Annotated in this window: 17 protein-coding genes and 1 pseudogene; 11 read left to right on the top strand and 7 right to left on the bottom strand. The window is 65.8% G+C overall.

The genetic code is table 11. The features are described from left to right. Window positions 1–10: 10 nt before the first annotated feature. Genes AAG801_RS03115 through AAG801_RS03065 form a run of 11 tightly spaced genes read left to right on the top strand, consistent with a single transcriptional unit; the run spans window position 11 to window position 11,943 of the window. The gene (locus AAG801_RS03115) at window positions 11–1,402 is read left to right on the top strand and encodes a type II and III secretion system protein family protein (protein ID WP_341887114.1); all 1,392 of its coding nucleotides are present in this window, start codon (window positions 11–13) and stop codon (window positions 1,400–1,402) included. Between the two features lie 35 nt (window positions 1,403–1,437). Continuing rightward, window positions 1,438–2,733, top strand: a complete 1,296-nt coding sequence (locus AAG801_RS03110) for a histidine kinase (protein ID WP_341887113.1) — start codon at window positions 1,438–1,440, stop codon at window positions 2,731–2,733. A gap of 7 nt (window positions 2,734–2,740) precedes the next feature. Then, the gene (locus AAG801_RS03105) at window positions 2,741–4,057 is read left to right on the top strand and encodes a CpaF family protein (RefSeq protein ID WP_319357429.1); all 1,317 of its coding nucleotides are present in this window, start codon (window positions 2,741–2,743) and stop codon (window positions 4,055–4,057) included. Next, on the top strand, window positions 4,050–5,057 hold the full coding sequence (locus AAG801_RS03100) for a type II secretion system F family protein (protein WP_341887112.1): 1,008 nt from the start codon (window positions 4,050–4,052) through the stop codon (window positions 5,055–5,057). The genes AAG801_RS03105 and AAG801_RS03100 overlap by 8 nt, the downstream gene beginning before the upstream one ends. After that, complete coding sequence (locus AAG801_RS03095) at window positions 5,054–6,013, top strand: type II secretion system F family protein (RefSeq protein WP_341887111.1); 960 nt, start codon at window positions 5,054–5,056, stop codon at window positions 6,011–6,013. The genes AAG801_RS03100 and AAG801_RS03095 overlap by 4 nt, the downstream gene beginning before the upstream one ends. Next, window positions 6,010–6,936 (top strand): tetratricopeptide repeat protein, encoded by a 927-nt coding sequence (locus AAG801_RS03090; RefSeq protein WP_341887110.1) that lies wholly within the window; start codon window positions 6,010–6,012, stop codon window positions 6,934–6,936. The genes AAG801_RS03095 and AAG801_RS03090 overlap by 4 nt, the downstream gene beginning before the upstream one ends. Then, window positions 6,933–7,361, top strand: a complete 429-nt coding sequence (locus AAG801_RS03085) for a DUF3613 domain-containing protein (RefSeq protein WP_341887109.1) — start codon at window positions 6,933–6,935, stop codon at window positions 7,359–7,361. The genes AAG801_RS03090 and AAG801_RS03085 overlap by 4 nt, the downstream gene beginning before the upstream one ends. A gap of 35 nt (window positions 7,362–7,396) precedes the next feature. Then, complete coding sequence (locus AAG801_RS03080) at window positions 7,397–7,924, top strand: TadE/TadG family type IV pilus assembly protein (RefSeq protein ID WP_341887108.1); 528 nt, start codon at window positions 7,397–7,399, stop codon at window positions 7,922–7,924. After that, window positions 7,921–8,376, top strand: coding sequence for a TadE/TadG family type IV pilus assembly protein (locus tag AAG801_RS03075; protein WP_341887107.1), 456 nt, complete (start codon window positions 7,921–7,923; stop codon window positions 8,374–8,376). The genes AAG801_RS03080 and AAG801_RS03075 overlap by 4 nt, the downstream gene beginning before the upstream one ends. Window positions 8,377–8,387: 11 nt before the next feature. Continuing rightward, a complete protein-coding gene (locus AAG801_RS03070; protein ID WP_341887106.1) occupies window positions 8,388–10,472 on the top strand; it encodes a TadG family pilus assembly protein in 2,085 nt (694 codons plus the stop codon). 55 nt (window positions 10,473–10,527) lie between these two features. Next, window positions 10,528–11,943 carry a sigma-54 dependent transcriptional regulator gene (locus tag AAG801_RS03065; RefSeq protein WP_341887105.1) on the top strand — a complete coding sequence of 472 codons (1,416 nt, stop codon included), beginning with the start codon at window positions 10,528–10,530 and terminating at the stop codon, window positions 11,941–11,943. Window positions 11,944–12,070: 127 nt separating this feature from the next. On the opposite strand, the gene AAG801_RS03060 is transcribed toward AAG801_RS03065, so the two are convergent. The 7 genes and pseudogenes from AAG801_RS03060 to AAG801_RS03030 form a co-directional block, all read right to left on the bottom strand. Further along, window positions 12,071–13,642, bottom strand: a complete 1,572-nt coding sequence (locus tag AAG801_RS03060) for a TolC family protein (protein ID WP_341887104.1) — start codon at window positions 13,640–13,642, stop codon at window positions 12,071–12,073. Next, window positions 13,639–14,934 carry an HlyD family type I secretion periplasmic adaptor subunit gene (locus tag AAG801_RS03055; protein WP_225617102.1) on the bottom strand — a complete coding sequence of 432 codons (1,296 nt, stop codon included), beginning with the start codon at window positions 14,932–14,934 and terminating at the stop codon, window positions 13,639–13,641. The genes AAG801_RS03060 and AAG801_RS03055 overlap by 4 nt, the downstream gene beginning before the upstream one ends. 83 nt (window positions 14,935–15,017) lie before the next feature. Next, window positions 15,018–16,847, bottom strand: a complete 1,830-nt coding sequence (locus AAG801_RS03050) for an ATP-binding cassette domain-containing protein (RefSeq protein ID WP_101488649.1) — start codon at window positions 16,845–16,847, stop codon at window positions 15,018–15,020. Between the two features lie 91 nt (window positions 16,848–16,938). After that, window positions 16,939–17,232, bottom strand: coding sequence for a hypothetical protein (locus AAG801_RS03045; protein WP_341887103.1), 294 nt, complete (start codon window positions 17,230–17,232; stop codon window positions 16,939–16,941). Next, complete coding sequence (locus AAG801_RS03040; protein WP_341887102.1) at window positions 17,229–20,330, bottom strand: Mur ligase family protein; 3,102 nt, start codon at window positions 20,328–20,330, stop codon at window positions 17,229–17,231. The genes AAG801_RS03045 and AAG801_RS03040 overlap by 4 nt, the downstream gene beginning before the upstream one ends. A gap of 114 nt (window positions 20,331–20,444) precedes the next feature. Then, the gene (locus AAG801_RS03035; RefSeq protein ID WP_101488646.1) at window positions 20,445–20,942 is read right to left on the bottom strand and encodes an OmpA family protein; all 498 of its coding nucleotides are present in this window, start codon (window positions 20,940–20,942) and stop codon (window positions 20,445–20,447) included. 92 nt (window positions 20,943–21,034) lie between these two features. Further along, a pseudogene (locus AAG801_RS03030) lies at window positions 21,035–21,947 on the bottom strand (hypothetical protein); the annotation flags it as partial.

Below are 21,947 nucleotides of genomic sequence, written 5' to 3'. Positions count from 1 at the left end.
CGCCACGACCATGCATGCCCCGCACGAAAAACACACCATGACGCACCCTCCTCGCGCGAAACCCAGCGCCCCGGTTCATGCCCTGCGTCCGACCCTCGTGGCGCTGTGCTTGCTGGCACCGGGCATCTGGCCTGTTGCGTCCTCGGTCGCCAATGCACAAGCCGTCGCCCCGGGCGCGCCGATCCAATTCCGCGTCGATGCAGGCACGCAGAAGGAACTGCTGATCCCGAAGGGCATCGAGCGCATGGCCATTGCCGACGAAACGGTCGCCGGAGTGGCGCTCACGCGTCAATCTCCGAACTCCCCGGCCGCGCGCCTGATCGTGACCGGCAAGGCCGCAGGCCGGACCACGCTGATGCTCTGGGAAAAGGGCCAATCGACCGCCACGGTGTATGCGCTCGAAGTGCGCCGGCGCGCCTCGACACTCACCGGCACGCTCGACAGCATGACCGCGCACCAGGAAGCGCGAGATGCAGCGCTGGCCGCCGGCGGAGAAAAAGCCCTGCTGGTCGACCGTTCCGTCGTCAACGTGCGCAGCAACACCGTGCAGGTCGAGGTCAAGGTCGTCGAGTTCAATCGCAGCGTGCTCAAGCAGGCGGGCCTCAACATCTTCAGCACGCGTGCCAATTCCAACGGATTCAGCTTTGGCTCCTTCACGCCGGCGTCACTGAGGTCCGCGTCTTTCGCATCGGACGGAAGCATCAGCGGCGATTACGCCAACCCGCTCGCACAAGCCTTCAGCCTGCTGTTCAACTTCGGCAAGGCCGGTATCGGGCTGAATGTCGGCTTCCTCGAAGGCAACGGCATGGCACGCGTGCTCGCCGAGCCCACGCTGGTGGCGCTGTCGGGCCAGAGCGCGAGTTTCCTGGCCGGCGGCGAACTGCCGGTGCCCGCCCCGCAGGGCTTGGGCACCACGAGCATCGAATACAAGCCTTTCGGCATCGGCCTTACGGTCACGCCCACGGTGCTTTCGAACGATCGCATCGTGCTCAAGGTGGCACCGGAAGCCAGTGATCTCGACTACACCAACTCGCTGAGCATCGGAGGCGTTGCGGTACCGGCCATCAGTACGCGCCGTGCCGACACCACAGTCGAACTCGGCGACGGCGAGAGCTTCATCATCGGCGGCCTCGTGAGCCGCACCACCACCTCGAACGCAGACAAGGTGCCGCTGCTCGGCGACATCCCGGTGATCGGTACGTTCTTCAAACAGAACAGGTACCAGATGAGCGAGAAGGAACTGGTCATTCTCGTCACCCCGCACCTGGTGAAGCCGATTGCGCGTAACACCGATCTCACACCATACCTGCCAGGCGGTGCCGAGCAGCGTGATGGCCCCGTGTGGCGCGCGCACCTCCTGGGGCCGGCCTCTGGCACGACAGTGCCGGGCTTCTCCCGTTGATGGACACCAGCCATTCACGACCTGTGGCCGACGCCATGAACGCCCCCCACGATCCACTCCCTGAGACCGGTGCAGAGACCTATCTCTTCGCCTCGCCTCACGACGGCCACATCACCTGGTTGACCGATGCGCTCGGCAGGCAGGGCGCCGTGGTGGTTCTACCGCCCGACACCAAGTTGGTTGGTGAGCGCATCGCCTTGCTCAGCCCCGCAGCCGTCTTTCTCGATTTCTCCGGCAACCACGCCCAGGCGGCAAGCGAGCTGCATCAACACCTCAGGCGCGACTGGCCCGAACTGCCGGTATTGGCAACGGGCGTCTCGGCCGAGCCGGCCTCGATGCTGGCCGCGCTGCGTGCCGGTGTGGACGACTTCATCGACATGGCCGCACCGCAGACCGATGCGGCCAACACGCTGCGCAAGCTGCTTGACCGCCGCAGCAGCCTGTCGAGCGGCACGCGCGGAAACACCATCGCGCTGCTGGGCGCCCGGCCAGGCATCGGCGTGACCACGCTCGCGGCCAGCTTGTCGCTCGTGCTCCACGACCAACTGGCCCAGCCGGCTCAAGCGCCGACGAAGGCCCCGGGCCGCAGCGCGCGACACGGCGTCGCCCTGCTCGACCTGGGCCTGCCTGCACGCGACGGCTTGCTATACCTCGACACGCAGAGCAGCTTCAGCTTCGTCGATGGCGTGCGCAACCTGCGCCGCCTCGACCAGACGCTGCTGCAAACCGCTCTCGCGCATCACGCCAGCGGCATCGCCGTGTTGCCACTGCCGGCAAGCCTCGCGCAGGTGCGCGAGATCTCGCACGCCGACTCGGTCGCTCTGATCAAGCGGCTGGGCGACTTCTTCGATTTCCAGATTGCCGACCTCGGCGGCTTCTCGACCATCGATTTCGTGGCGCAGACCGTGAAGGAAGCGCAGCGCTCCTGGGTCGTGTGTGACCAGAGCATCGGTGCCATCGTGTCCACCGCAACCATGCTCAAGGAATTGCGCACGCGCGGCATCGAGACCGACCAGCTGTCGCTTGTGGTCAACAAGTTCGACGCCCACGTGGGGCTGTCGGCCAAGGACATCGCCGAGCGGCTTGAACTGTCGCTTCGCCACGTGTTGCCGGCGCGCAGCGCCCCATTGCTCGGCGCCGCAAGTCGCGGCGAGATGCTGGTTCGCATCGCACGCAACGACCCCTATTCGCAGGCCGTAGCCGGCCTCGCGCGCAGCCTGCACGAGGAGTGCGCGACAGGCTCTGTGCCCGCCCCACTCGGAGCCACGCGTTGGCCTTCGACGCTGATGTCGAAGATTACCGGCTTCCGGAAGAGCTCTACCCAAGGTTGAACAGCCCATGTCCACCGATATCGAATTTGCCGACGACGACCAGGCGTTCATCAACTCCCAGCAGTTCCAGGACATCAAGAGCTGGACGCACGATCACCTACTGAGTCGCATCGAAGAACTGGGTGCGGAGTTCGGTCGCTGGTCGCGCGCGTCGATCCAGCAATTCGTCGAACTGGAGGTTGACAGCTTCGTGCGCCTGCGCCGCGTACCGATCAACGACCGCGAGATGCAGCTCATCGCCGATGCGCTGACCAAGGAGCTGGCCGGCTTCGGCCCGCTGGAAGACCTGCTCAACGATCCGGCTGTCGAAGACATCCTGATCAACGGCTACCAGAACGTCTATGTGTCGCGCCACGGCATGCTGGAGCGCGAGACGCTGCGCTTTGCAGACTCCGAACACGTCATGCGCATCGTGCGGCGCATCCTAGCGCCGTTGGGACGCCGGCTCGACGAATCGAATCCCATGGTCGACGCACGGTTGCCCGATGGCGGCCGCATCAACGTGATCATCGAACCGCTGGCGATTGACGGACTCTCCGTTTCGATCCGCAAGTTTCGCAAGGAGCCACTCACGCCAGCCGACTTGGTGAAGCTTGGCACTTTCGATGCCGGCATGGCCCAACTGCTCGAGATCGCAGTGCGCGCACGTTGCAACGTACTCGTGAGCGGCGGCACCAGTTCCGGCAAGACCTCACTGCTCAATGCGCTGGCCAGCTTCATTCCCTCGCGAGAGCGCGTGATCACGATCGAGGACACGGCCGAGCTTTCGCTCAGCACCAGCCATGTGGTGCGCCTCGAAAGCCGACCCGGAGGCTTCGATGGCACCGGCGTGGTGTCGATCCGCGACCTGCTGCGCAACAGCCTGCGCATGCGGCCCGACCGAATCATCGTCGGTGAAGTGCGCGGCGCGGAAGTCATCGAGATGCTGCAGGCCATGAACACCGGCCACGAAGGCTCGATGGGAACAATCCACGCGAGTTCGCCGCGCGAATGCCTCTATCGCCTCGAAATGCTGGCGGGCTTCGCCGGCTACCAAGGCAGCGAGGTGAGCCTGCGACGCCAGATTGCCAGCGCGATCGACTTCATCGTGCAGATCGGACGGATGTCGAACGGCCAACGCCGCATCATCTCGCTGAGTGAAGTGACGGGCGTCAACGACAACGTGGTGGCGATGCAGGAGCTATATCGCTACGAGCCGGTCGTTTCACCCGATGGCGAGGAGCGCGACCGCTGGGTGTCGCTCGGCATCGCGCCGCACTCCCCGAAGATCACGAGGTTCCGCCAGTCACTCGCGCGCTCGCAGCAGGGAGAGCCCCGTGCGTGAGATCGTGCTGCTCGGCGTTGCAGTGGTCGCGCTGCTGCTGGCAGCGTGTGGCCTGTTCCTGTGGCAATGGGCAAAGAAGCGCCAGACGCAACATGCCGTGGGGCGGCATCTCGATCAACAGATCCGGGCGGGCGCGTCGGCACCGACGGCCTTCTCCGCGATTCCGCCCGCGCGGGCAGCCGAGCCGATGGGCAGCGGCGTCTCTGGACTGACCACCGACCCATGGCTCGAGACCGAGGCCACGGCCGCAGCGGCCGCTCGACCCAAACGCTGGCTTGACCGGGCGATGCCCGGATGGCTGGCGGGCGTGGTCGAAGCTCGGTTGCTCGTTCTCGGCTTGGTCGCCGTTGTGGCGCTGTCGCTGGTCGCCGGCTTGTTCGGTGGCTGGCTTGCCGCGCTCGCCGCGCTGCTGCTGCTCGCACTGGCCGGCACTTTCGGCGTCTGGCTTCGGTTGCAAAAGATGCGTCGCAAGCTGGTGAGCCAATTGCCTGGATACATCGACGCCATGGTTCGCCTGATCACCATCGGCAATTCGACGCAGGCGGCCTTCCAGCTTGCCATCGGCAGCACGCGGGAGCCGCTGCGCGGCCACCTGGAACGCTCGGCCGCCTTGGTGCGTGCGGGCGTGGACCTGGACAAGGCACTGCACCAGACCGCTACCAACGTGCGCGTCGAGGAGATGTTTCTTCTGGCCGCGATCCTCGGGTTGGGCGTCCGCTACGGCGGACGCGCCGACCTGTTGCTCGAACGCGTGAGCAACTTCATGCGCGATCGCGAACAGGCCGAGCACGAGTTGGTGGCGATGTCGTCGGAAACACGGTTGTCGGCCTGGATTCTGGGACTGCTGCCCGTGGGAGTGGGCACCTTAATGATCATGAACAACCCAAGCTACTTTCTTGGGATGTGGAACGATGGCTCCGGCCGGATGCTTGTCCTCACGGGCGCTGGGCTTCAAGCGCTGGGGGGCCTGCTGCTGTACCGGCTTGCGAGGATCGCATGATGCTGACACCCAGTGTATTGACGGTCATCAGCCTGGGACTGCTGGCGCTCGGCCTGCTTGTGGCAGCCAGTACGTTGATCGCGTCGGAGCTGCGCCGTGCACGCAGCGGCCAGGCGATCGGCAAGGCGATTCACCAAGGCACGGTGTCGTCGGCCACGGGCGCCACCGAAGTCGACACGGCGTTCGGCGGGTCCTACAAGCCCGACGTCGAGTTGCCATTCCACTGGCTGGATTCGCGCCTCGGACGGGCCTTCGTTGCCGACGAAGACCGCAACCTCATCGACCAATGCGGACTGCCTTCCCAGCGTGCCCAGTTGATCTTTCTCGTCACGCGCGTGCTGCTGGCGATTTTGCTGCCCTTGCTGGCGTTTGCTTTCTGGAGCGGAGGGCTCAAGCAAAGCACCATCATCCTCGTGCTTGCCGTCCTTTTCGTGATCGGCTTCATGGGGCCGAAATGGGTGCTGGGCCGAATTGCCGCCGGTCGACGAACGCAAGTCGCCAGAGAGCTGCCGCTTTTTGTGGATCTTTTGAAATTGCTGCAAGGCGTCGGCATGAGCCTGGACCAGGGGCTGCAGGTCATGGCCACTGACTTCTCACACGTGCTGCGCGTCTTGGGTTACGAGTTGACGCTGGCCAATCGGCAATACGCCCAAGGCCGCACCCGCGAACATTCGCTGCACCGCCTTGCCACGCTGCACAAAAACGAAAACCTGGGCAGCCTGGTTGCGCTGCTGGTGCAGGTCGACCGCCATGGCGGTGCGGTCCAGGAGCCTCTGCGCGCTTTCAGCGATCGCCTTCGCGAACATCGCCGCTCGGAAATGAAAGAACGCATCGGAAAGATCACCGTGAAGATGACCGGCATCATGGTCCTCACGCTGCTGCCTGCGTTGCTGATCGTGACTGCAGGCCCCGGCTTCATCGCCATCTTCCGTGCCTTGGGGAGCGTCGGCAAATGAGCGCATTCTTCAACCCATCTGTGCGCATCGTCTGGGCATCCATGGCCATGGGGTTGGCTCTGGCCGTTTCCGGCTGTGCCGCGACCAAGGACCACTACGCAGCCGGCGAAGACGCCCAGCAGCGACAGGCCTTCGAGGCCACCAACGAAACGAAAGCCGGCGCCAACATCGACACCCAGGCGACCTACCTCAAGGTCGTCGGCCAGATGCAGCAGCAAGGCCTGTGGTTCGCGTCGCTGGCACACATCGACGCGTTGGAGCAGCGCTGGGGCGTTACGCCCGACTCCACCCGCGTGCGCGCCGACGCGCTGCGCCAGACCGGCCAGGCTGAGCCCGCCGAAGCCGCTTACAAGCGCTTGCTGACCACCCCCCAGGAGGCCGCGGGCTACAGGGGCCTGGGCCTGCTGGCCGGCGCACGCGGCCACTATGCAGAAGCGGTGCAACTGTTCAAGCAGGCGCAACGTCGAACGCCGACGGATGCGTTGCTGCTGAGCGATCTGGGTTACGCGAGCCTGCGCGCCGGCCAGCTTGAGGAGGCACGCCTGCCGCTGATGCAGGCCCTGCAGCTGCAGCCCGACAGCAAGCAGGCACAGGCCAATGTGGCGCTCTATCTCGAAGCCACGCATCAGCCCGAACAAGCCACGGCCCTGATGGATGCGAACCGCATGCCTGAAGCCACGCGCGCCGCCGTGCGCGCGGCCGCATTGCAGATGCGCTCTGCAGCAGGGAACTCCGCCGCCTCGGCACCGGCGTCCGCGACGCTCCCGCGCGATGAGCCGATAGCGCCCTTGCCGCTCGCACTTAAGCCCACCCGCTGGGCTGGCATGGGTGGCGTGCGCACCGCCAACCAGTTGAACCCGTCCATCTCGGCCGCAGACACGCCTCTTTCACCGAACCCGACTTCACCACGAGGGACACCATGAACAACAACGAGCTTGCCCACCGGCTTTCCACACTGTCCGCCTGCACGCTGGCCGCGGCCTTTTGTTTCGTGACGGCGACAGCCTCTGCGCAGACCGTCAGCGCAGGCGCCACGCAAGGCGGCACCAGCAGTACCGCAGCACCGGCCGCGGATGCTGCCGCCGCCGCTGCGAAGCCGGCCATGGAGACCCCGGCCGTTGTGGCAGAGGAAGAAGAAACCTACAGCCTCCCGCTTCAGGTTGGCGATGCGACGTCAAACCTTTTCGCCTGGCAGCGAAGCGGAGAGGTCGCGTCGAAAACGCCTCGGCCTATCGCGGGAAGTGTCGCCAGCCGCAGCTACGACCGCTATCTGAAGAGCTTCGAGCATCCCATTCCAGAGCACATGAGTTCGACGGTCAAGACATCGACGAGCGGCAGCGGCAAGTAAGACGAGACGCAGCCGCTTTCGACACAGACCACACCATGAGGACAACCCGCGCACTCCCCTCACCGCGCTGTCAGCGCGGCATCTACGCGCTGGAGTACGCGCTCGTCTTTCCGCTCGTCTTCGTGGTGCTCTACGCAATTCTCAGTTACGGGATCCTCTTCACCATCCGCCTGGGCATGCAGAACGCGGCCGAAGAAGGCGCGAGGGCCGCGCTTCGTTATCAAACGGTGGTTCCCGCGATCTGCGCCACTCAACTCGCGTGTCGCAAACTCGCGGCAAAGAAGGTCGCCGAATTGGGTGTCACCAGCTGGCTAAGCGCTGCAACGGTTGATGCAAAGCTCTGCCTCGTCGGCGGCGACGCCGGTTGCACTAGCAGCGGTGCGATCCCGGGTTGCGGCTCAACCCTCGCAGCACGCTGCCAGATGATCGTGACGGTCGACTACGACTACGAAGCGCACCCCCTGGCGCCATCGCTGCCTGGCTTTGGCTTTTTGATGCCGAGCAAGATTCAAGGCAGAGCCAGCATGTTGATGACCGATCCCATGGCGGGGAGCGGAATGTGAGCACACATCTTTTTCTAAGGTCTAGGCGCGAATTACAGCGGGGCATTGCCGCGATCGAATTCGCGCTTGTGCTGTCGACGTTGCTTCTAGTTCTCTACGGCATTGTTTCCTTTGGTGCTGTGCTGTACGCGCAGCAGGCGATCTCACGCGCAGCCGAGGACGGCGCGCGCGCCTTTGCCGGCGTCAATGATCCGACGGAGACGGCCAACATTGCGCTGATCAAGAACATTGTCTATGCCTCCTTGGCTACATCGCTGGTAACGCCGGCAAATGTCGCAAACACAACCGAACAGCGAAAGATCTGGTTGCAAGGCAACCCGAACGTCTTTGTCACCGTCACTAGTTCGGGCCTTGTGACCGTTTCGTACCCCTACAAGGAGCATCCGATCATCGCGCTCCCTGATGTCGTAGCGCCTTCCAAAATCTTTGGCTCTGCCAAATTCTCCATGTAGGGCCAACTGACATGAACAACTTGACCCACAAGAGAAAAAGTCGCCGATCGCAGCAAGGCTCGGTGGTGATCCATGTCGCTATCTTCCTGAGCTTCGCGGTTATCTTGTTCACCAGCATTGAGCTTGGTTACCTCTTCTACTTGAAAAGGGAGTTCCAGAAAACTGCCGACTTAGCGGCGTTGGCTGGTGCGCAAGCGCTGAACGCCAACAACTGCACTGCGGCCTTTGGTGCAGCCAAATCCAATGCAAATGAAGGCACCAATCGCAACATGCCGGCGACCTATTGGCTCACAGATGCCGACATGGCCTGCGGGAGATGGAACTCCCAGGACACGACCCATGCAAACCACTTCGATGAGATTGCCACCGAGAAGAATGCGATACGGGTGAACGTCACGCGGACACCTGATCCTCTTTTCATTTTCTTCACTGGAAACCGAACAATCGCTGTACAAGCGATTGCAGCGCGCGCGCTGCCCAAGGCAGCCTTGAGCATCAACAGCACACTGCTGACCCTGCAAACCGGTCAATCGCCGATCCTCAATGCGCTCGTCGGCGGCCTACTTGGCGGAAGCATCAATCTGGGAGCTGTTGGCTGGCAAGGCCTCGTGACTTCGCAGATCAATCTGCTCAGCTTTCTCGATGTTTTGGCCCCAAAGGTCGGCGTCGCCGTCGGAAACTACGATGGTGTTCTCAACGCAGATGTAACCGTGGCGCAACTCCTCGGAGCGATGGCGAGCGTGCTTCAGACAAACGGCGCCTCAGTCGAAGCCGGGCTCATCGGGCAGTTTGAGGATTTGGCGACGGCGCTCGCACTCAAATTAAATCTCCCGCCGATAAGGGTCGGTGATGCTTTGGGCGTGGTGACCGGCACCGCAAGCAGCGCGCTGGATGTTTCTCTACAGGCGGCACAGTTGACGCAGGCACTGGTGCAATTGGCCAACAGCCAGGCCAACAGTGCGGATCCATCAGCGGTCCTTGCCAACGTCGCACTCCCGGTTGCCGGTGTCACGGCCATCGTGAAGGTCGTTGAACCGCCACAGTTCTCCGCAGTCGGTAATCCGGAACTCGCCAAGGCCACGCCAATGGGGCCCGACAAAATCTACGTTCGCACCTCGCAAATTCGGGCGCTGGTCTCTGTCGATCTGAACGCGGGTTCGATCACGGGATTGACAACTTCGCTTCTTGAGTCGCTGGGTTCCGCCCTCATTTCAGTTCTTCAGTTAGTCATCAATCTTGCGCCTCCGGAAAATTGCAAAATCATCGATCTGGTATGCCACACGGATGCGAAGCCGGTTATCTCGGACGTGAAACCTCTTTCGAGTCGAATTGACATCGCTCTGGATGTTGCACCTGCATCAGCAAATGTCAAAGACTACGACTGCAGCAATCCATCAAACAAGAAACTGTGGGCAAATTCCCAATCCAATGTGGCGACATTGCGCATTGGCAAGATGGGAGAAAAACTGAGTGATGCAAAGCAGAAGGTATTTTCTTCATCTGAGCTACCTCCGACAGTCGACCCCGTGCCTTTGCTCGATATCGGAACAGTGCAAGCGAGGAAGAAATGCCTCGTCGTTATCGTCGCGTTATGCACTTCTGAGTACCAAAAGGCAGATGGAAGTTGGGTGCCAGAGAAGGACAGCGCGAAGCGAACCGCGTTTGGCGGCGGTGGAATCGGGTTCGCGATCAACCCACCGTTGTACGGCGGCGGAATTGGAAGCCTAGCGTTCGAATCCAATGATCCCGGACTTTTGAAGGACCTGAATGACACTTCATTACCAGCGCAGAAATACCTATCTACATCTGCCACCGCCAATGTCACGGGCCCCATTCTTGACACGATCGCGGGTCTTGAGTTGAACATCTACCCGCCAAGCACCTCAGCAGGCTTGCTCGGTGATGCGTTGGTGAATGTTGTCAATGGCACGGTGTCTACGGTATTAGGTTTGCTCAAGACAGCAATCGCGCCCCTGCTTAAGTCTGTCATCAATCCGTTGGTGCAATTGCTCCTGACAAGCCTCGGCATCGACCTCACGAACGCACAGGTCGGCGCCCGACTCTCATGCAAGGCTGGTGCGGAGCTCGTGCATTGATGCAGAACCCCCGAAGAAAATCGTTAGCGGCCTCGGTGAGGCTGTCATTGTCTGTATGAGTGCCTCCAACAACTTCGACGAACTCGACCTCTTTGTCTGGGAAGGCAAAGCCGACATCCTCGACCGCATTGCGCGGTGCATGGCGAGCTTCGACGTGGAAGTCATCCGGGCCGATGGCCTGCCGCCGCCTTCGCAGGACCGTGGTGTCGCATTGCGTCCTTCCGTCGCGATCATCAGCGTCACCGTGATCGATGGCGGCGGGCTGCCGCATGCCACCGAGCTGCTGCAAGGCATGCCCGTGATCTGGGTCGCCGCCGCGTCGCGCGAGCGCGATTCGCGCACGTATCCGCCCGAGTACCTGCACGTCCTGCCCTACGACTTCACCTGCGCCGAGCTGCGCACGATGGTCGCCAAGCTGGTGCGCCAGCTGCGCGCGCGCGATGTCGCGCCGCAGGCACCCGACATGCTGGTGGCGCATTCCGATGCGATGAAGGGGCTGCTCGCCGAAGTGGGCGCCTTTGCGGACTGCAACCATCCGGTGCTGGTGCGCGGCGAGACCGGGGTCGGCAAGGAGCGCATAGCGCAGCAGCTTCACATCGGGCACCAGCAGTACGGCAAGGGCGCGTTCGTGGCGGTGAACTGCGGTGCGATTCCCGATGGGCTGTTCGAGTCGCTGTTCTTCGGCCACACCAAGGGCTCGTTCACCGGCGCGGTGCATGCGCACCGCGGGTACTTCGAGCAGGCGACGGGCGGCACGCTGTTCCTCGACGAGATCGGCGACTTGCCGCGCTATCAGCAGGTGAAGTTGTTGCGCGTGCTCGAGGACAGCGCGGTCACGCGGTTGGGAGCAACATCGCCGATTCGCGTCGACTTTCGGCTCGTGGCGGCGACGAACCGCAACCTGCGCGAGATGGTGGCGAGCGGCGAGTTTCGCGCCGACCTGTTCTACCGGCTCGCGGTCATCGAGCTGCATGTGCCGAGCCTCGAAGAGCGCGGCGAGATCGACAAGATTGCGATCTTCAAGGCGCTGCTGACGAACGTGCTGGGCGACGAGCTCGAAGCCTTGGGCGAAACGCCGCACTGGCTCAGCGATGCGGTGGCCGAAACCTACTTTCCGGGCAACGTGCGGCAGTTGCGCAATCTTGCGGAGCGCGTGGGCGTGATCGCGCGGCAGTTGCACGCCTGGGACCAGAACCTGATCCAGCGCGCGATCGCACTCACGCGCGGCACGCCGGCACCGGCTGCGCTGCCCACCGACCGCAACGGCACGGGGGTCGCGCTCGACGCGAACGGTGATCGCAAGGGCTGGAACAGCGGCGAGCGCAACCGCATCATCGCGGCGCTCGAAATCAACGACTGGAAGCGCCAGGACACCGCGCAGCACCTGGGCATCAGCCGCAAGGTGCTGTGGGAAAAGATGCGCAAATATCAAATCCTCGACGGCGAACCCGGCATTCCCGAAGAGACTTAGCTCGCCCCCAGGCTGCGCGGCACTTCGTGTCCGCTTCGCCAACCCCCTACCGGGGGCAACACCTACGGCCCGGCAAAGCCGGTTCCGTGGTGTTTCACGAAGGGGCTTCGCTCCGCTTGCCTCGTGGTCAGTTGCTTCCGAGGCGCGTCGACCTGCGCAGCGGCGGGTTCGCGATCGCCGCGCCCGGCGCGCGATCGACCAACGGTTCGCTCGCGCAGGCCGTGTTGCTCGAGATGCACAGCGCGCCCAGCAGGCCGTCTTCGGTCAAAACGTTGCGGCTCGGGGGGCCGAAGATGCGGTCGATCCAGTTGTTGACGCCGATGGGGTCGATGCGCAGTTCGCCGGTGGTGCGCGCCAGGCGCAGCTCCGAAATGCGCAGGTCGAACACGCCGTCGATGTAGTCGAACAGCAGCGTGTAGTAGTCGAGCTGCGCATCGAGCACCTGGGGCAGGGTCTCGCGGCCGAACTCCATGAGGCGGCGGCGGCCGCGGAAGGCCTGGCCCGAGGTGCTGACGGCTTCCATCAACTGGCGCTCGCGTTCGCGGCCGGCCACGGTGCGGGACCATGACGACGCGGTGAGCTCCATCAGGTTGAGCTTCACGCCCTCCATCTTGGCTTCCTGGTTCGCAACTTCGGCCAGGGCGCCCTTGAGTTTGAGCTGACGGTCGAAGCCGTTGCCGAAGTTCCAGTTCAATTCAAACGCGGCGCGTGTCGGGTCTTGCGGCGACACGCCGCGCGGGTCTTTGCTCTTCACGACGACGGCGTCGAGCGTGGGGTACAGGCCGGCTTCCGTCTGGTCGACCAGCGCACGCGCACGCGCCACGCGGCCCTGGGCTTCGGCCAGTTCGGTGCTGCGCGCTTCGGCGCGGCGCAGCGCTTCTTCCTGCGAACCGATGCGCCAGTGCGACGGCGCGGCGAGCACGGGCAGCGATTCGGGCGCGGGCGAAAACTTGAAGTAGTTGCGGAACTTGGCCAGCGCCTCGTCGCGCTGGGCCTCGAAGTCGGACTCGCGCGCGGCGACGAGAGCGCGGCGCGAGGCGGCCATGTTGAGGTCGTTGTCGCCGCTCACGCCGAGGGCCACGCGGCGCGCCTCGGCCTTCGACAGGTCGGCCACGACTTCGGTGGCGCGGTGCGCGATCTGCTTTTTCAAGTCGAAGCGCTGCACCTGCAGGTAGGCGGTGAGCGCATCGAGCACCACTTTCTGCGAGGTGGTGACCACGGCTTCGTCGTCGGCCTGGTTGCCGAGTTCGGCGGCGCGCTGTGCGGCGCTCATGGCGCCGCCATCGATCAGGCTCACGCGCGCCTCGGCGGTGAGCACGGTGTAGTTCTCGCTCTTCGCGTCCTTGGCGCCGCTGCTGTAGGTGCCCGACGAGGTGCCGACCTTGAAGCGCGGGTAGCGCGCCATGCGGGCCGCGTCGACGCCGAAGCTGCTGGTGTTGGCAGCGGCCTGCGCGGTCAGCACTTCGGGGTATTCCTGCGACAGCGCAATGAGCGCCTGCTTCACGCGCTGCGCGTAAGTGGCGGCGCCCAGGGACGGCGGCGACAGGCGGCGCGACAGCGCGAGCGTCGCGGGTGGTCCTTCGGGTTCGGAGGCTTGGGCGTAGGCGGTGGGCGGCAGCGCCATGCTGACGCACAAGGTCGCGCAGAGCACGCCCGGGGCGATGCGCGCGCGCCGGCCCGGCAACACGGGCTTGCTCATGGTTCGCGGAAGGCTTCGCGCCGCAGTTTGAGCACAGGCCGCAGGATGTACCAGATGAACGGGTCGGTCCCCACGCGCAGGTCGACTTCGGCCTCCATGCCGGCGGTGACGCGGTTTTCTGGTCGTCCCACGTGCGACTGCGACATGCTGATGAGCAGCCGGTAGTACGGCGTGCCGTTGGCAATGGCGGCGTCGCGGTCGGCGTCGGCCGCCACGAGCTTGACCTTGCCGTCGACGGCGCCGTAGCGCAGGTAGTCGTAGGCAGTGATCTTCACGCGCGCCAGCTGGTCCACTTCAACGAAGCCGCGATCGTTCGGGTTGAGGCGCGCCTCGACCATGATCTCGTCCTCGTCGGGCACCACTTCCAGGATGGCTTCGCCGGGCTTCACGACCCAACCGGCGCTGGAGCTGCGCAGGCCCTTCACGATGCCGTCGGCCGGCGCCTTCACGACGGTGCGCGAGCGCTGGGTGCGGGCGCGTGCGAGGTCTTCGCTCAGGCTGGCGAACTGGCGTTCGACGGTGGCAAGTTCGTCCGATGCGCGGCGGCGGTAGCGGCCTTCGGCCTCGGCCATCTTGGCCTGCGCTTCGGTGATGGCGGCCTGCGCCGAGATGATGCCCTGGCGCGCGACGGCGAGTTCGCTGCGCACGCCTTCGGCCTGGCGGCGCTTCTCGAGCACCTCGACCTGCCCGACGAGTTTTTCGCTGAGCAGCTGCTCGGAAATTTCCTGCTCTTTCTGCATCAGCGCCAGCCGGTCGGCCAGGCCCTTGGCCTTGGCCTGCTGCTCGAGCTGCTTGCTGCGCGCCTGTTCCAGGGCGGACACGGCGCCGGCCATGACGCCGCGCTGTTCGAGCGCGCGCGCCTGGTAGGCACCGACCTCGCCTTCAAGCACGGCTTCGTCGATCTCTGCATCGAACGAATCGCGCTTGAGCGGCTGGCCGCGGCTCTCGGCAATGAGGCGCACGCGCGTGGCCTGCGTGGCGGCGTAGCGCGCGGTGAGTTCTTCGAAGTTCAGGCCGCTGCCGCCCAGGTCGATCTCGACGAGCGACTGGCCCTGCTTGACCTTGTCGCCGTCTTTCACGAGCACGTTGCTGACGATGCCGCCTTCCAGGTGCTGGATCGACTTGACACGGTCGGAGGGGATCACGCGGCCCGGCGCGACGACGACGGTTTCCATCGGAAAGCCGAGCCCCACCGCCGCCAGCACCGCGACCGCGCCGCCGATGATCCACTGGCGCCGGCGGCCTTGCGGCGTGGTCTGCGCCGCCTGTTTCTCGCTCTCGCCCTGAAGCACCTGCGGCAAGTCTGGTTTCAAAATCCCGTACCCCTGTCTCTGTCTGTCAGTCGGTCAATCGATCAATCAAGCACGCAAGTCGCTCACGCCATCGAGCGCGACGCGGTGGGGACGCCGGCATTGCTGCTGCCGTCCTCGCTGTCGCCCAGCGCCACCAGCGGCTTCTTCACGCCGAAGAGCTTGGGCACCATGACGGCGGCCGAGCCGATCTCCACGTTGCCCTGGCCGGTGACGTGATAGACGGTGGTGGCCGCCGACACGATGCGCAGCGAATGCGTGACCACGACCACGGTGCGCACCTTGGCCACCGCGAGCATGGTCGCGAGCAGGTTGCGCTCGCTTTGAAAGTCGAGGTCGTTGCTGGGCTCGTCGAGCACCAGCACCGAGGGCTTGCGCAGGAAGCTCATGGCGAGCGCGAGCTTGCGCCGCTCGCCCACCGAGAAGCCGGTGCCGCCCTCGCCCACCACGGTGCGGTAGCCGTCGGGCAGGCGCGAGATGAAGTCGTGCGCGCCCGAGAGCTTGCAGGCCGCGACGATCTGCTCGTCGCTCTGGCCCGGCGCGCCGCGGCGCATGGTGTCGACCAGCGGGCCGCCGAACCAGTAGACCTCTTGCGAGAGGTAGCTGATCCAGCGCGACAGCTCTTCGCGGCCGAACTGCGACAGGTCGTACTCGCCGATGCTCACCACGCCGTGCGTGGGCGTGTACAGGCCCGACAGCAGCTTCACGAGCGTCGACTTGCCCGCGCCGTTGCGCCCGACGATCACATGCAGGCCGCCGGGGCCGATGTCGAGGTCGACGTTTTCGAGCACGGGCTGCGGTGCGTCTTCGGTGAAGCTGAAGCTCACGTCTTTCAGCGTGACGCGGCCCAGCGGCTGCGGCAGCGCCATGCCGGTGGGCGCCTTCTCGACCGGCTCGCCGAGCACGGTCTCCAGGCGCTTGGCAGCTTCCTTGGCGGTGGCCAGCGCGCGCCAGTTCGACACCAGCCCGGCCACCGGCTGCAGCGCCTTCAGCGCGAGCATGTTGGAGGCGACGAGGCCGCCCACCGTCATCCACTGCTGCATGACGGCGATGGCGCCGACGGTGACCACGATCACCGAGAACACGGTGAGCAGCACGGTGGTGCCGTCGCGCGCGGTTTCGATCTGGCCGTTCTTGCCGAAGCTCTCGCTGAGCCAGGCGTTGTAGGTCTGCTGCCAGACGTCGATGGTCGGGCCGTCGTTCGACTGCGCCTTGAGCGTCTCGCGCGCATGGCAGATTTCGGAGGTGATGCGGTCCAGGCCGCGCCCGCGCAGCACTTCTTCGACGCGGCCGGCGCGCACTTCGTCGGCCCACCACCAGGCCAGGAACGACATGATGGCCAGGAAGGCCGCCACCACGGGCAGCACCGGCAGCGCGACGATGCCGATCACGATCAGCGCAAAGATCGCCATCGGCAGGTCGAAGATCGATTGCGCGAGCCCACCGGTGACGGTGCCGCGCACCGCGCCGACGTCGCGAAAGAACAGCTGCCAGGACGAGGCCGGCCGCGCCTCGAGCGCGCGCAGCGGGCGCCCGAGCATGGAGTGCAGCAGCGCGCCCGACACGCCGTGGTCAACGGTGGCGCCCGCGTTGCGCAGCAGGCGCGAACGCCGCGTGCGCAGCCAGAACTCGATGCACAGGAAAAACAAAATGCCGCACACCAGCGCAGCGAGCGTGGAGACGCCGCTGCGCGAGAGCACGCGGTCATACACCTGGAGCAGGAAGATGGAAGGCAGCAGCCCGAACAGGCTGATGGGCAGCGACAGCCAGGCCGCGCTCTTGACGAGGGGGTAGGCCGCGCGAAACGCATCGTTCAGCGCACCGGCATACGGACTGGCGCCGGGAACGTCCGGCCTGTCGGCAACCAGCTGGCTGGGCAAGAGGAACTTGATCATGGGAAAAGACCGATCCGTCGGGCAACGACGCCGACCCCATTATCAACTGTTACCCGATCGTTACAAGGCAGAAATTCGCCTCTGACGCCTCTCAGCATCGGTGTGCGCGAACCTGCGCCGGACCGGTCGCTTGCGCACCGTGCGTTCCTTGCGGCGCGGTGTTTTCCCTGAGCGTGCAATTCATTGTTTTTTGGGTAGACGAATGGGTAGCGCTGCGGCTGGACGCAGACGGCAGGTTGTCGGCAAACGCGAGTGCGATGTTGGCGCACAGCAGCATCAGCAGCACCCAGGCGCACAGCAGCTGGAGCCAGCCCAGCCACCAGCGCCGCGGCGGCACCTCGGGTTCGGAGTCATAGGGAATGTGGACCAACGCGTTCCATCTCATGGCAGTGCTTTCAGGACCCGGGCGAGCCGGGAAAGACCGACACCGGCGGAGCTTTTGGCCAGCACCCAGTCGCCTGGTTGCAGCAGCCCGCCAAGTGCGGTGGAGAGGTCGGACACATCGACAAACCAATGGGAGCGGACCTTGGTGCGGATGCGCGTGTGAAGCGCCCGCATCAAGGGTCCGCAAAGGAGCACGCGGTCAGGTTGCGACGCCAGCAACTCGGCCTCCAAGTCGAGGTGATGGCGTTGCGCCGCGGGCCCCAGCTCCTGCATGTCGCCCAGAATGGCCACCCGGCGCGCAGGCTCGCAGGGGGCTTGTGACAGCAACTCAAGCGCCGCCCGCATCGAACTCGGGTTGGCGTCGTAGGTTTCATCGATCAGCTTGAAGCTCCCGCCGCCGATGTGAATGGTGTGCAGCGCACCGCGTCCGCCCGGCGGCTCGAAGTGCGCAAAGGGTTCGACCGCAGCGGCCAGCGGCAGGCGCAGCGCCTGCAGCGCGGCCAGCGCGGCCACGGCGCTGGCGCCCATGTGGCGGCCCGGCGCGTTCAGGCGCAGGTGAAAGGGTTCGCCCGCCACCTCGGCCTGCACTTCGCCGTGGTCGAAGGCGAGCAGGCGCACGTCGGCGTCCTTGTGCTCGCCGTAGGTCACGATCTGCAGCTGGTGCGCCATGGCCGCTTCGGCAAAGGTGGCGAACTCGGGCATGTCGCGGTTGAGCACCACGCGGTCACCTGCGGCCATGGCCTGGAACATGCGGCAGTCGAGCCGCGCGGCGGCTTCAGACGGGCCGCGGTGCTTTTGCGACGCGGCCGAGATGCCCGTCACCACGATGAGCGACGGCCGCATGAGCTGCGCCGATGCGGGCATGTGCGAGGTGCCCATCTCGAGCACCCAGTAGGCGGCATGGCGCGGCATGCAGGTGAGGTTCCACGCAATGCCCGACGGCAGGCTGATGCTGCCTTCGGGCTGCGCCACCTCGCCCCACACGGTGAGCGCACCGGCCAGCATGGCGGCCACGGTGCTGCTGCCCGCGCCGCTGCCGAGCACGCCGCACACGCGGCCGGTGAACTCGGTGCGTGCATGGTCGCCGAGCTCGAGCACGGCCTGCAGCACGTTGGCCACCTTCAGCACGGGCACGCGCTTGTCCAGGTGCGGCTTGGGGTCGGTGCACAGCACGGCCGCGGCCGGCTGCAGCACGCCCTTGAGCGTGACGGCGGCCAGCGGCGTCTTCGAGGGCCGGGCCTGGTGCTCGAACACGACGCGGCCCTTGCGCATGAAGGTGCGCTGGGTCACGCCGGTGGCGCGCCAGCCGTCTTCGGGCTTGACGACCCATTCGCCGCCCGTGACGCGCGCCATCTCGCCGGCGGTCCAGACCGCGCCGTCGTCGCGCACGCCGCCACCGCCCCCACTGCCGCCGCTTCCGGGGCCGGGGCCGCCGGGCTGGCTGCGCCGGTCCAGCAGGTAGCGGTGGTAGGCCGCGAAGCCCGTCACGTACTGCTCGACATCGTCGATGCGCACGCGGAACGAGTGGTGCCGCACGAAGAAGGCGCCGACGACCGTGGACGGCCGGCGGAAGTACATCGCCATCTCGGGCCAGAAGAAGCCGTTGAGCAGGTAGTGCGCGCGGTAGTCGAGCGCGCGGTAGAACTTCTCGGTGTCCAGCTCGTCGAGCAGGTGCCGCATGGCGGGCATGCTTTCGAGCCGCTGCAGCATCTGCTGCGCCGCCAGCATGAGGCTGAGCAGCGTGGGAAAGGTGGTCTTGCGGTCGAGCACGAAGTCCAGGTAGCCCGCCACGTTCTGCAGTCCGAAGCGGAAGTAGCGCTCTTGCGGGCTCCACTGCGTGAGCTCGTTCACGCAGCCGCTGAGCCAGTGGTCGTGCGACTGCCAGTGCTGGCTCGCAATGAAATGGTCGAAGGCTTTCTCGACCGCGGCCAGCCAGCGCGGATCGCGCGTGAGGCCGTACAGCCGCATGAGGCCGAAGGCCGCTTCGCCGTCGTAGAAGATGACGCGCGAGGCCTGCTTGAGCGTCAGGTCGGCCGCGTGCAGCACGTGGTCGAAGCGCCCGCTGGCCGGGTCTTGCAGCGCCACGATGCCCAGCGCGAGCTTCTCGAGCAGCGGCAGCCAGTGGCGCGTTTCCATCAGCTCGCAGTAGCGCACAAGCATGCGCACGCAGGCCGCATTACCCCCCAGCCGGATCTCACCGCCGGTGTCGACGAGGTACGCCACTTCGCGGCCGTCGGGCAGCGTGTAGTCGCGGATCAGCGCGTCGGTGAGGTGGTCGATGGCGCGGTCGATGGCCGCGCGCAGCGTGTCGTCGCGCGTGAGCTCCCAGGCCTCGAGCATGGCGTGCACGGTGCCCGCGTGGCGCATCGCGTCGTAGGTCGGAATGCGGCGGTCGAAGCACGGAAAGTAGCCGTACACGAACAGGCCGTCGCTCTGCATCTGGCGCGCCAGGTACGACGAGCCGCTGCGCACCAGCTCGAGCACCGACTGCGGGTTGAGCGCCGGCAGCTGGCGCCGGCCCGCGTCGAGCCCCGTGCCCACGAGCTTGTGCACCACGCCGTCGGGCTGGCAGAACACGCCGACCGTGGCCAGCAGGTACACCGTGCGCTCCGACGATTCTTCCAGCGGCAGCGTGTGCTCGAAGCGGGCCTGCGCATACACGTCGAAGTTGCGCACGTTCACCACCGAATGCGCGATGGTCGAATCGCCGCACAGCATGGCGTTGGCGTTGAGCTCCTGCTCGGTGAAGGCAAAGCCGAAGTCCTGGTCGAAGGCCAGGCCGAGCCGGAAGTAGTTGCGCTTGACCGCGGTGAGCTGGGTCTTGAACTGCGTCCAGTCCATGGGGCTGGCGCCCTCGACCCAGTCGATGCGCAGCCAGGGCGAGACGATGCCGCGCTCGCGCACCCATCGCTCGACAAGGTCGGCGCCTTCGCGCCAGGCGGTTTCGAAGTCGTCGGCCCGTGCATGCACGACGTGTGCACGCTGGGCGCCGTCGCTCACCGAGAAGAAGAGCGTGAAGGCCGGGTAGGGCGCGGGCAGTGCCGCGCACACGGACACCAGGCGCTCGTGGCAGGCGTGGAGCTGGTCTGAGAAGGACATCATTCGGCTCCGGTCGAATGCGAGCGGCGACCGGTCGCGTCCGTCATCTGCTCTCGCTTGGACGACGTGATCGCGAACCGGGCACTGCCCTCGGAATCATCGCGTGGACCCGGTTCAGCGGTAGCTGAATTCGGCGCGGCGATTGAGCTGATGGCCCTCCTCGGTGGTGGCAAGCGATGCGGGCTTTTCAATGCCCCAGCTGACGGCTTCGATGCGTTCGGCCGGCACACCCATCTGCGTGAGCATGCGTTGCACGGACTCGGCACGGCGCTGGCCGAGCGCGAGGTTGTACTCGCGGCCACCGCGCAGGTCGGTGTTGCCTTCGATGACCACGCGGCTCGCCGGCCGGTTGCGCATGTAGCCCGCGTGCGCCTCGACGATGCTGCGGTCGCCCGCCCTGACGTCGTATTTGTCGAAGTCGAAGTAGACGATCTTGGCCGGGGTGTTCTGCGGCGGCGGCGGGGGCGCCGGCTCCGGCTTGGGCACTTCGCGCACGCTCTTGTTGGAGTAGTAGTAGGTCGCGTCGTCGCGACCGCCCTTGGGAGGCACAACGCACCCAACGAGGCTTGCGCTCATTGCCACGAGGGCCAGTATCCGGAAATTCTTGTTCATGACGGTCCTTTCGCGGGACAGGCCGCTGGCGGCCTGTCCCTGTCTGCTTGCTATCGAGGTTTCCCTTCCTCTCCTTCGTCGTATCCCTTGGATCAGCCCAGCAGGCCGTGCAGGATGTTGGTCACGGGGGCCAGGGCACCGCCGGTCGGGCTCTGGTCGACCAGGCTGGAGATCGGGGCGAGCACGTTGTCGAGCACCGGGGCCACCGTGTGTTCGACGGTGTCCAGCAGACCGGTCACCACCGCGCCCACCGGAGCCGCCGGCGTGCCGGCCAGGATGTCGGTCACCGGTTCGACCGCGGTCGTCACGGTGTCGACCACCGTCGAGACCACCGAGCCGGCCGAGCCGTCGAGCAGGCTCGTCACCGGTTCCAGGATGCCGGCCACCGGTTCGGCGCCGCCCGTCAGGCCGCCGAGCAGGCCGCCCACCAGGCCATCGGCACCGAGCAGGCTGCCAACCAGACCGTCGTCACCGAGGACGCCGCCGAGCAGACCGCCTTCGCTGCCGCCGAGGACGCCGCCCAGGAGGCCGCCGTCACCGCCGAGGACACCGCCGAGCAGGCCGTCGTCGCCGAGCACGCCGTCGAGCAGGCCGCCAGCGTCGCCGCCGGTCACGCCGCCGAGGACACCACCCAGCAGGCCGTCGTCGCCGAGCACGCCGTCGAGCAGGCCACCAGCGTCACCGCCGGTCACGCCGCCGAGGACACCGCCCAGCAGGCCGTCGTCACCGAGGATGCCGTCGAGCAGGCCGCCAGCGTCGCCGCCGGTCACGCCGCCGAGGACGCCGCCCAGCAGGCCGTCGTCACCCAGCACGCCACCGAGCAGACCGCCGTCGCCGCCGAGGACACCACCCAGAAGGCCGTCGTCACCCAACACGCCGCCAAGCAGTCCGCCGTCGCCGCCGAGAACGCCGCCCAGGAGGCCGTCGTCACCCAGCACGCCGCCGAGCAAGCCGCCGTCGCCGCCGAGGACGCCGCCCAGCAGGCCGTCGTCACCCACCACGCCG

This window comes from Variovorax sp. YR752 (genome assembly GCF_943372545.1).
This window is presented reverse-complemented; position numbering and strand designations above follow the sequence as displayed.

Bases quoted from the DNA above. Each gene is read 5' to 3' on its own strand.
- AAG801_RS03115 (WP_341887114.1), top strand. From the start codon at position 11: ATGCATGCCCCGCACGAAAAACACACCATGACGCACCCTCCTCGCGCG.
- AAG801_RS03110 (WP_341887113.1), top strand. From the start codon at position 1,438: ATGAACGCCCCCCACGATCCACTCCCTGAGACCGGTGCAGAGACCTAT.
- AAG801_RS03105 (WP_319357429.1), top strand. From the start codon at position 2,741: ATGTCCACCGATATCGAATTTGCCGACGACGACCAGGCGTTCATCAAC.
- AAG801_RS03095 (WP_341887111.1), top strand. From the start codon at position 5,054: ATGATGCTGACACCCAGTGTATTGACGGTCATCAGCCTGGGACTGCTG.
- AAG801_RS03090 (WP_341887110.1), top strand. From the start codon at position 6,010: ATGAGCGCATTCTTCAACCCATCTGTGCGCATCGTCTGGGCATCCATG.
- AAG801_RS03085 (WP_341887109.1), top strand. From the start codon at position 6,933: ATGAACAACAACGAGCTTGCCCACCGGCTTTCCACACTGTCCGCCTGC.
- AAG801_RS03080 (WP_341887108.1), top strand. From the start codon at position 7,397: ATGAGGACAACCCGCGCACTCCCCTCACCGCGCTGTCAGCGCGGCATC.
- AAG801_RS03070 (WP_341887106.1), top strand. From the start codon at position 8,388: ATGAACAACTTGACCCACAAGAGAAAAAGTCGCCGATCGCAGCAAGGC.
- AAG801_RS03065 (WP_341887105.1), top strand. From the start codon at position 10,528: ATGAGTGCCTCCAACAACTTCGACGAACTCGACCTCTTTGTCTGGGAA.
- AAG801_RS03060 (WP_341887104.1), bottom strand. From the start codon at position 13,642: ATGAGCAAGCCCGTGTTGCCGGGCCGGCGCGCGCGCATCGCCCCGGGC.
- AAG801_RS03050 (WP_101488649.1), bottom strand. From the start codon at position 16,847: ATGATCAAGTTCCTCTTGCCCAGCCAGCTGGTTGCCGACAGGCCGGAC.
- AAG801_RS03045 (WP_341887103.1), bottom strand. From the start codon at position 17,232: ATGAGATGGAACGCGTTGGTCCACATTCCCTATGACTCCGAACCCGAG.
- AAG801_RS03040 (WP_341887102.1), bottom strand. From the start codon at position 20,330: ATGTCCTTCTCAGACCAGCTCCACGCCTGCCACGAGCGCCTGGTGTCC.
- AAG801_RS03035 (WP_101488646.1), bottom strand. From the start codon at position 20,942: ATGAACAAGAATTTCCGGATACTGGCCCTCGTGGCAATGAGCGCAAGC.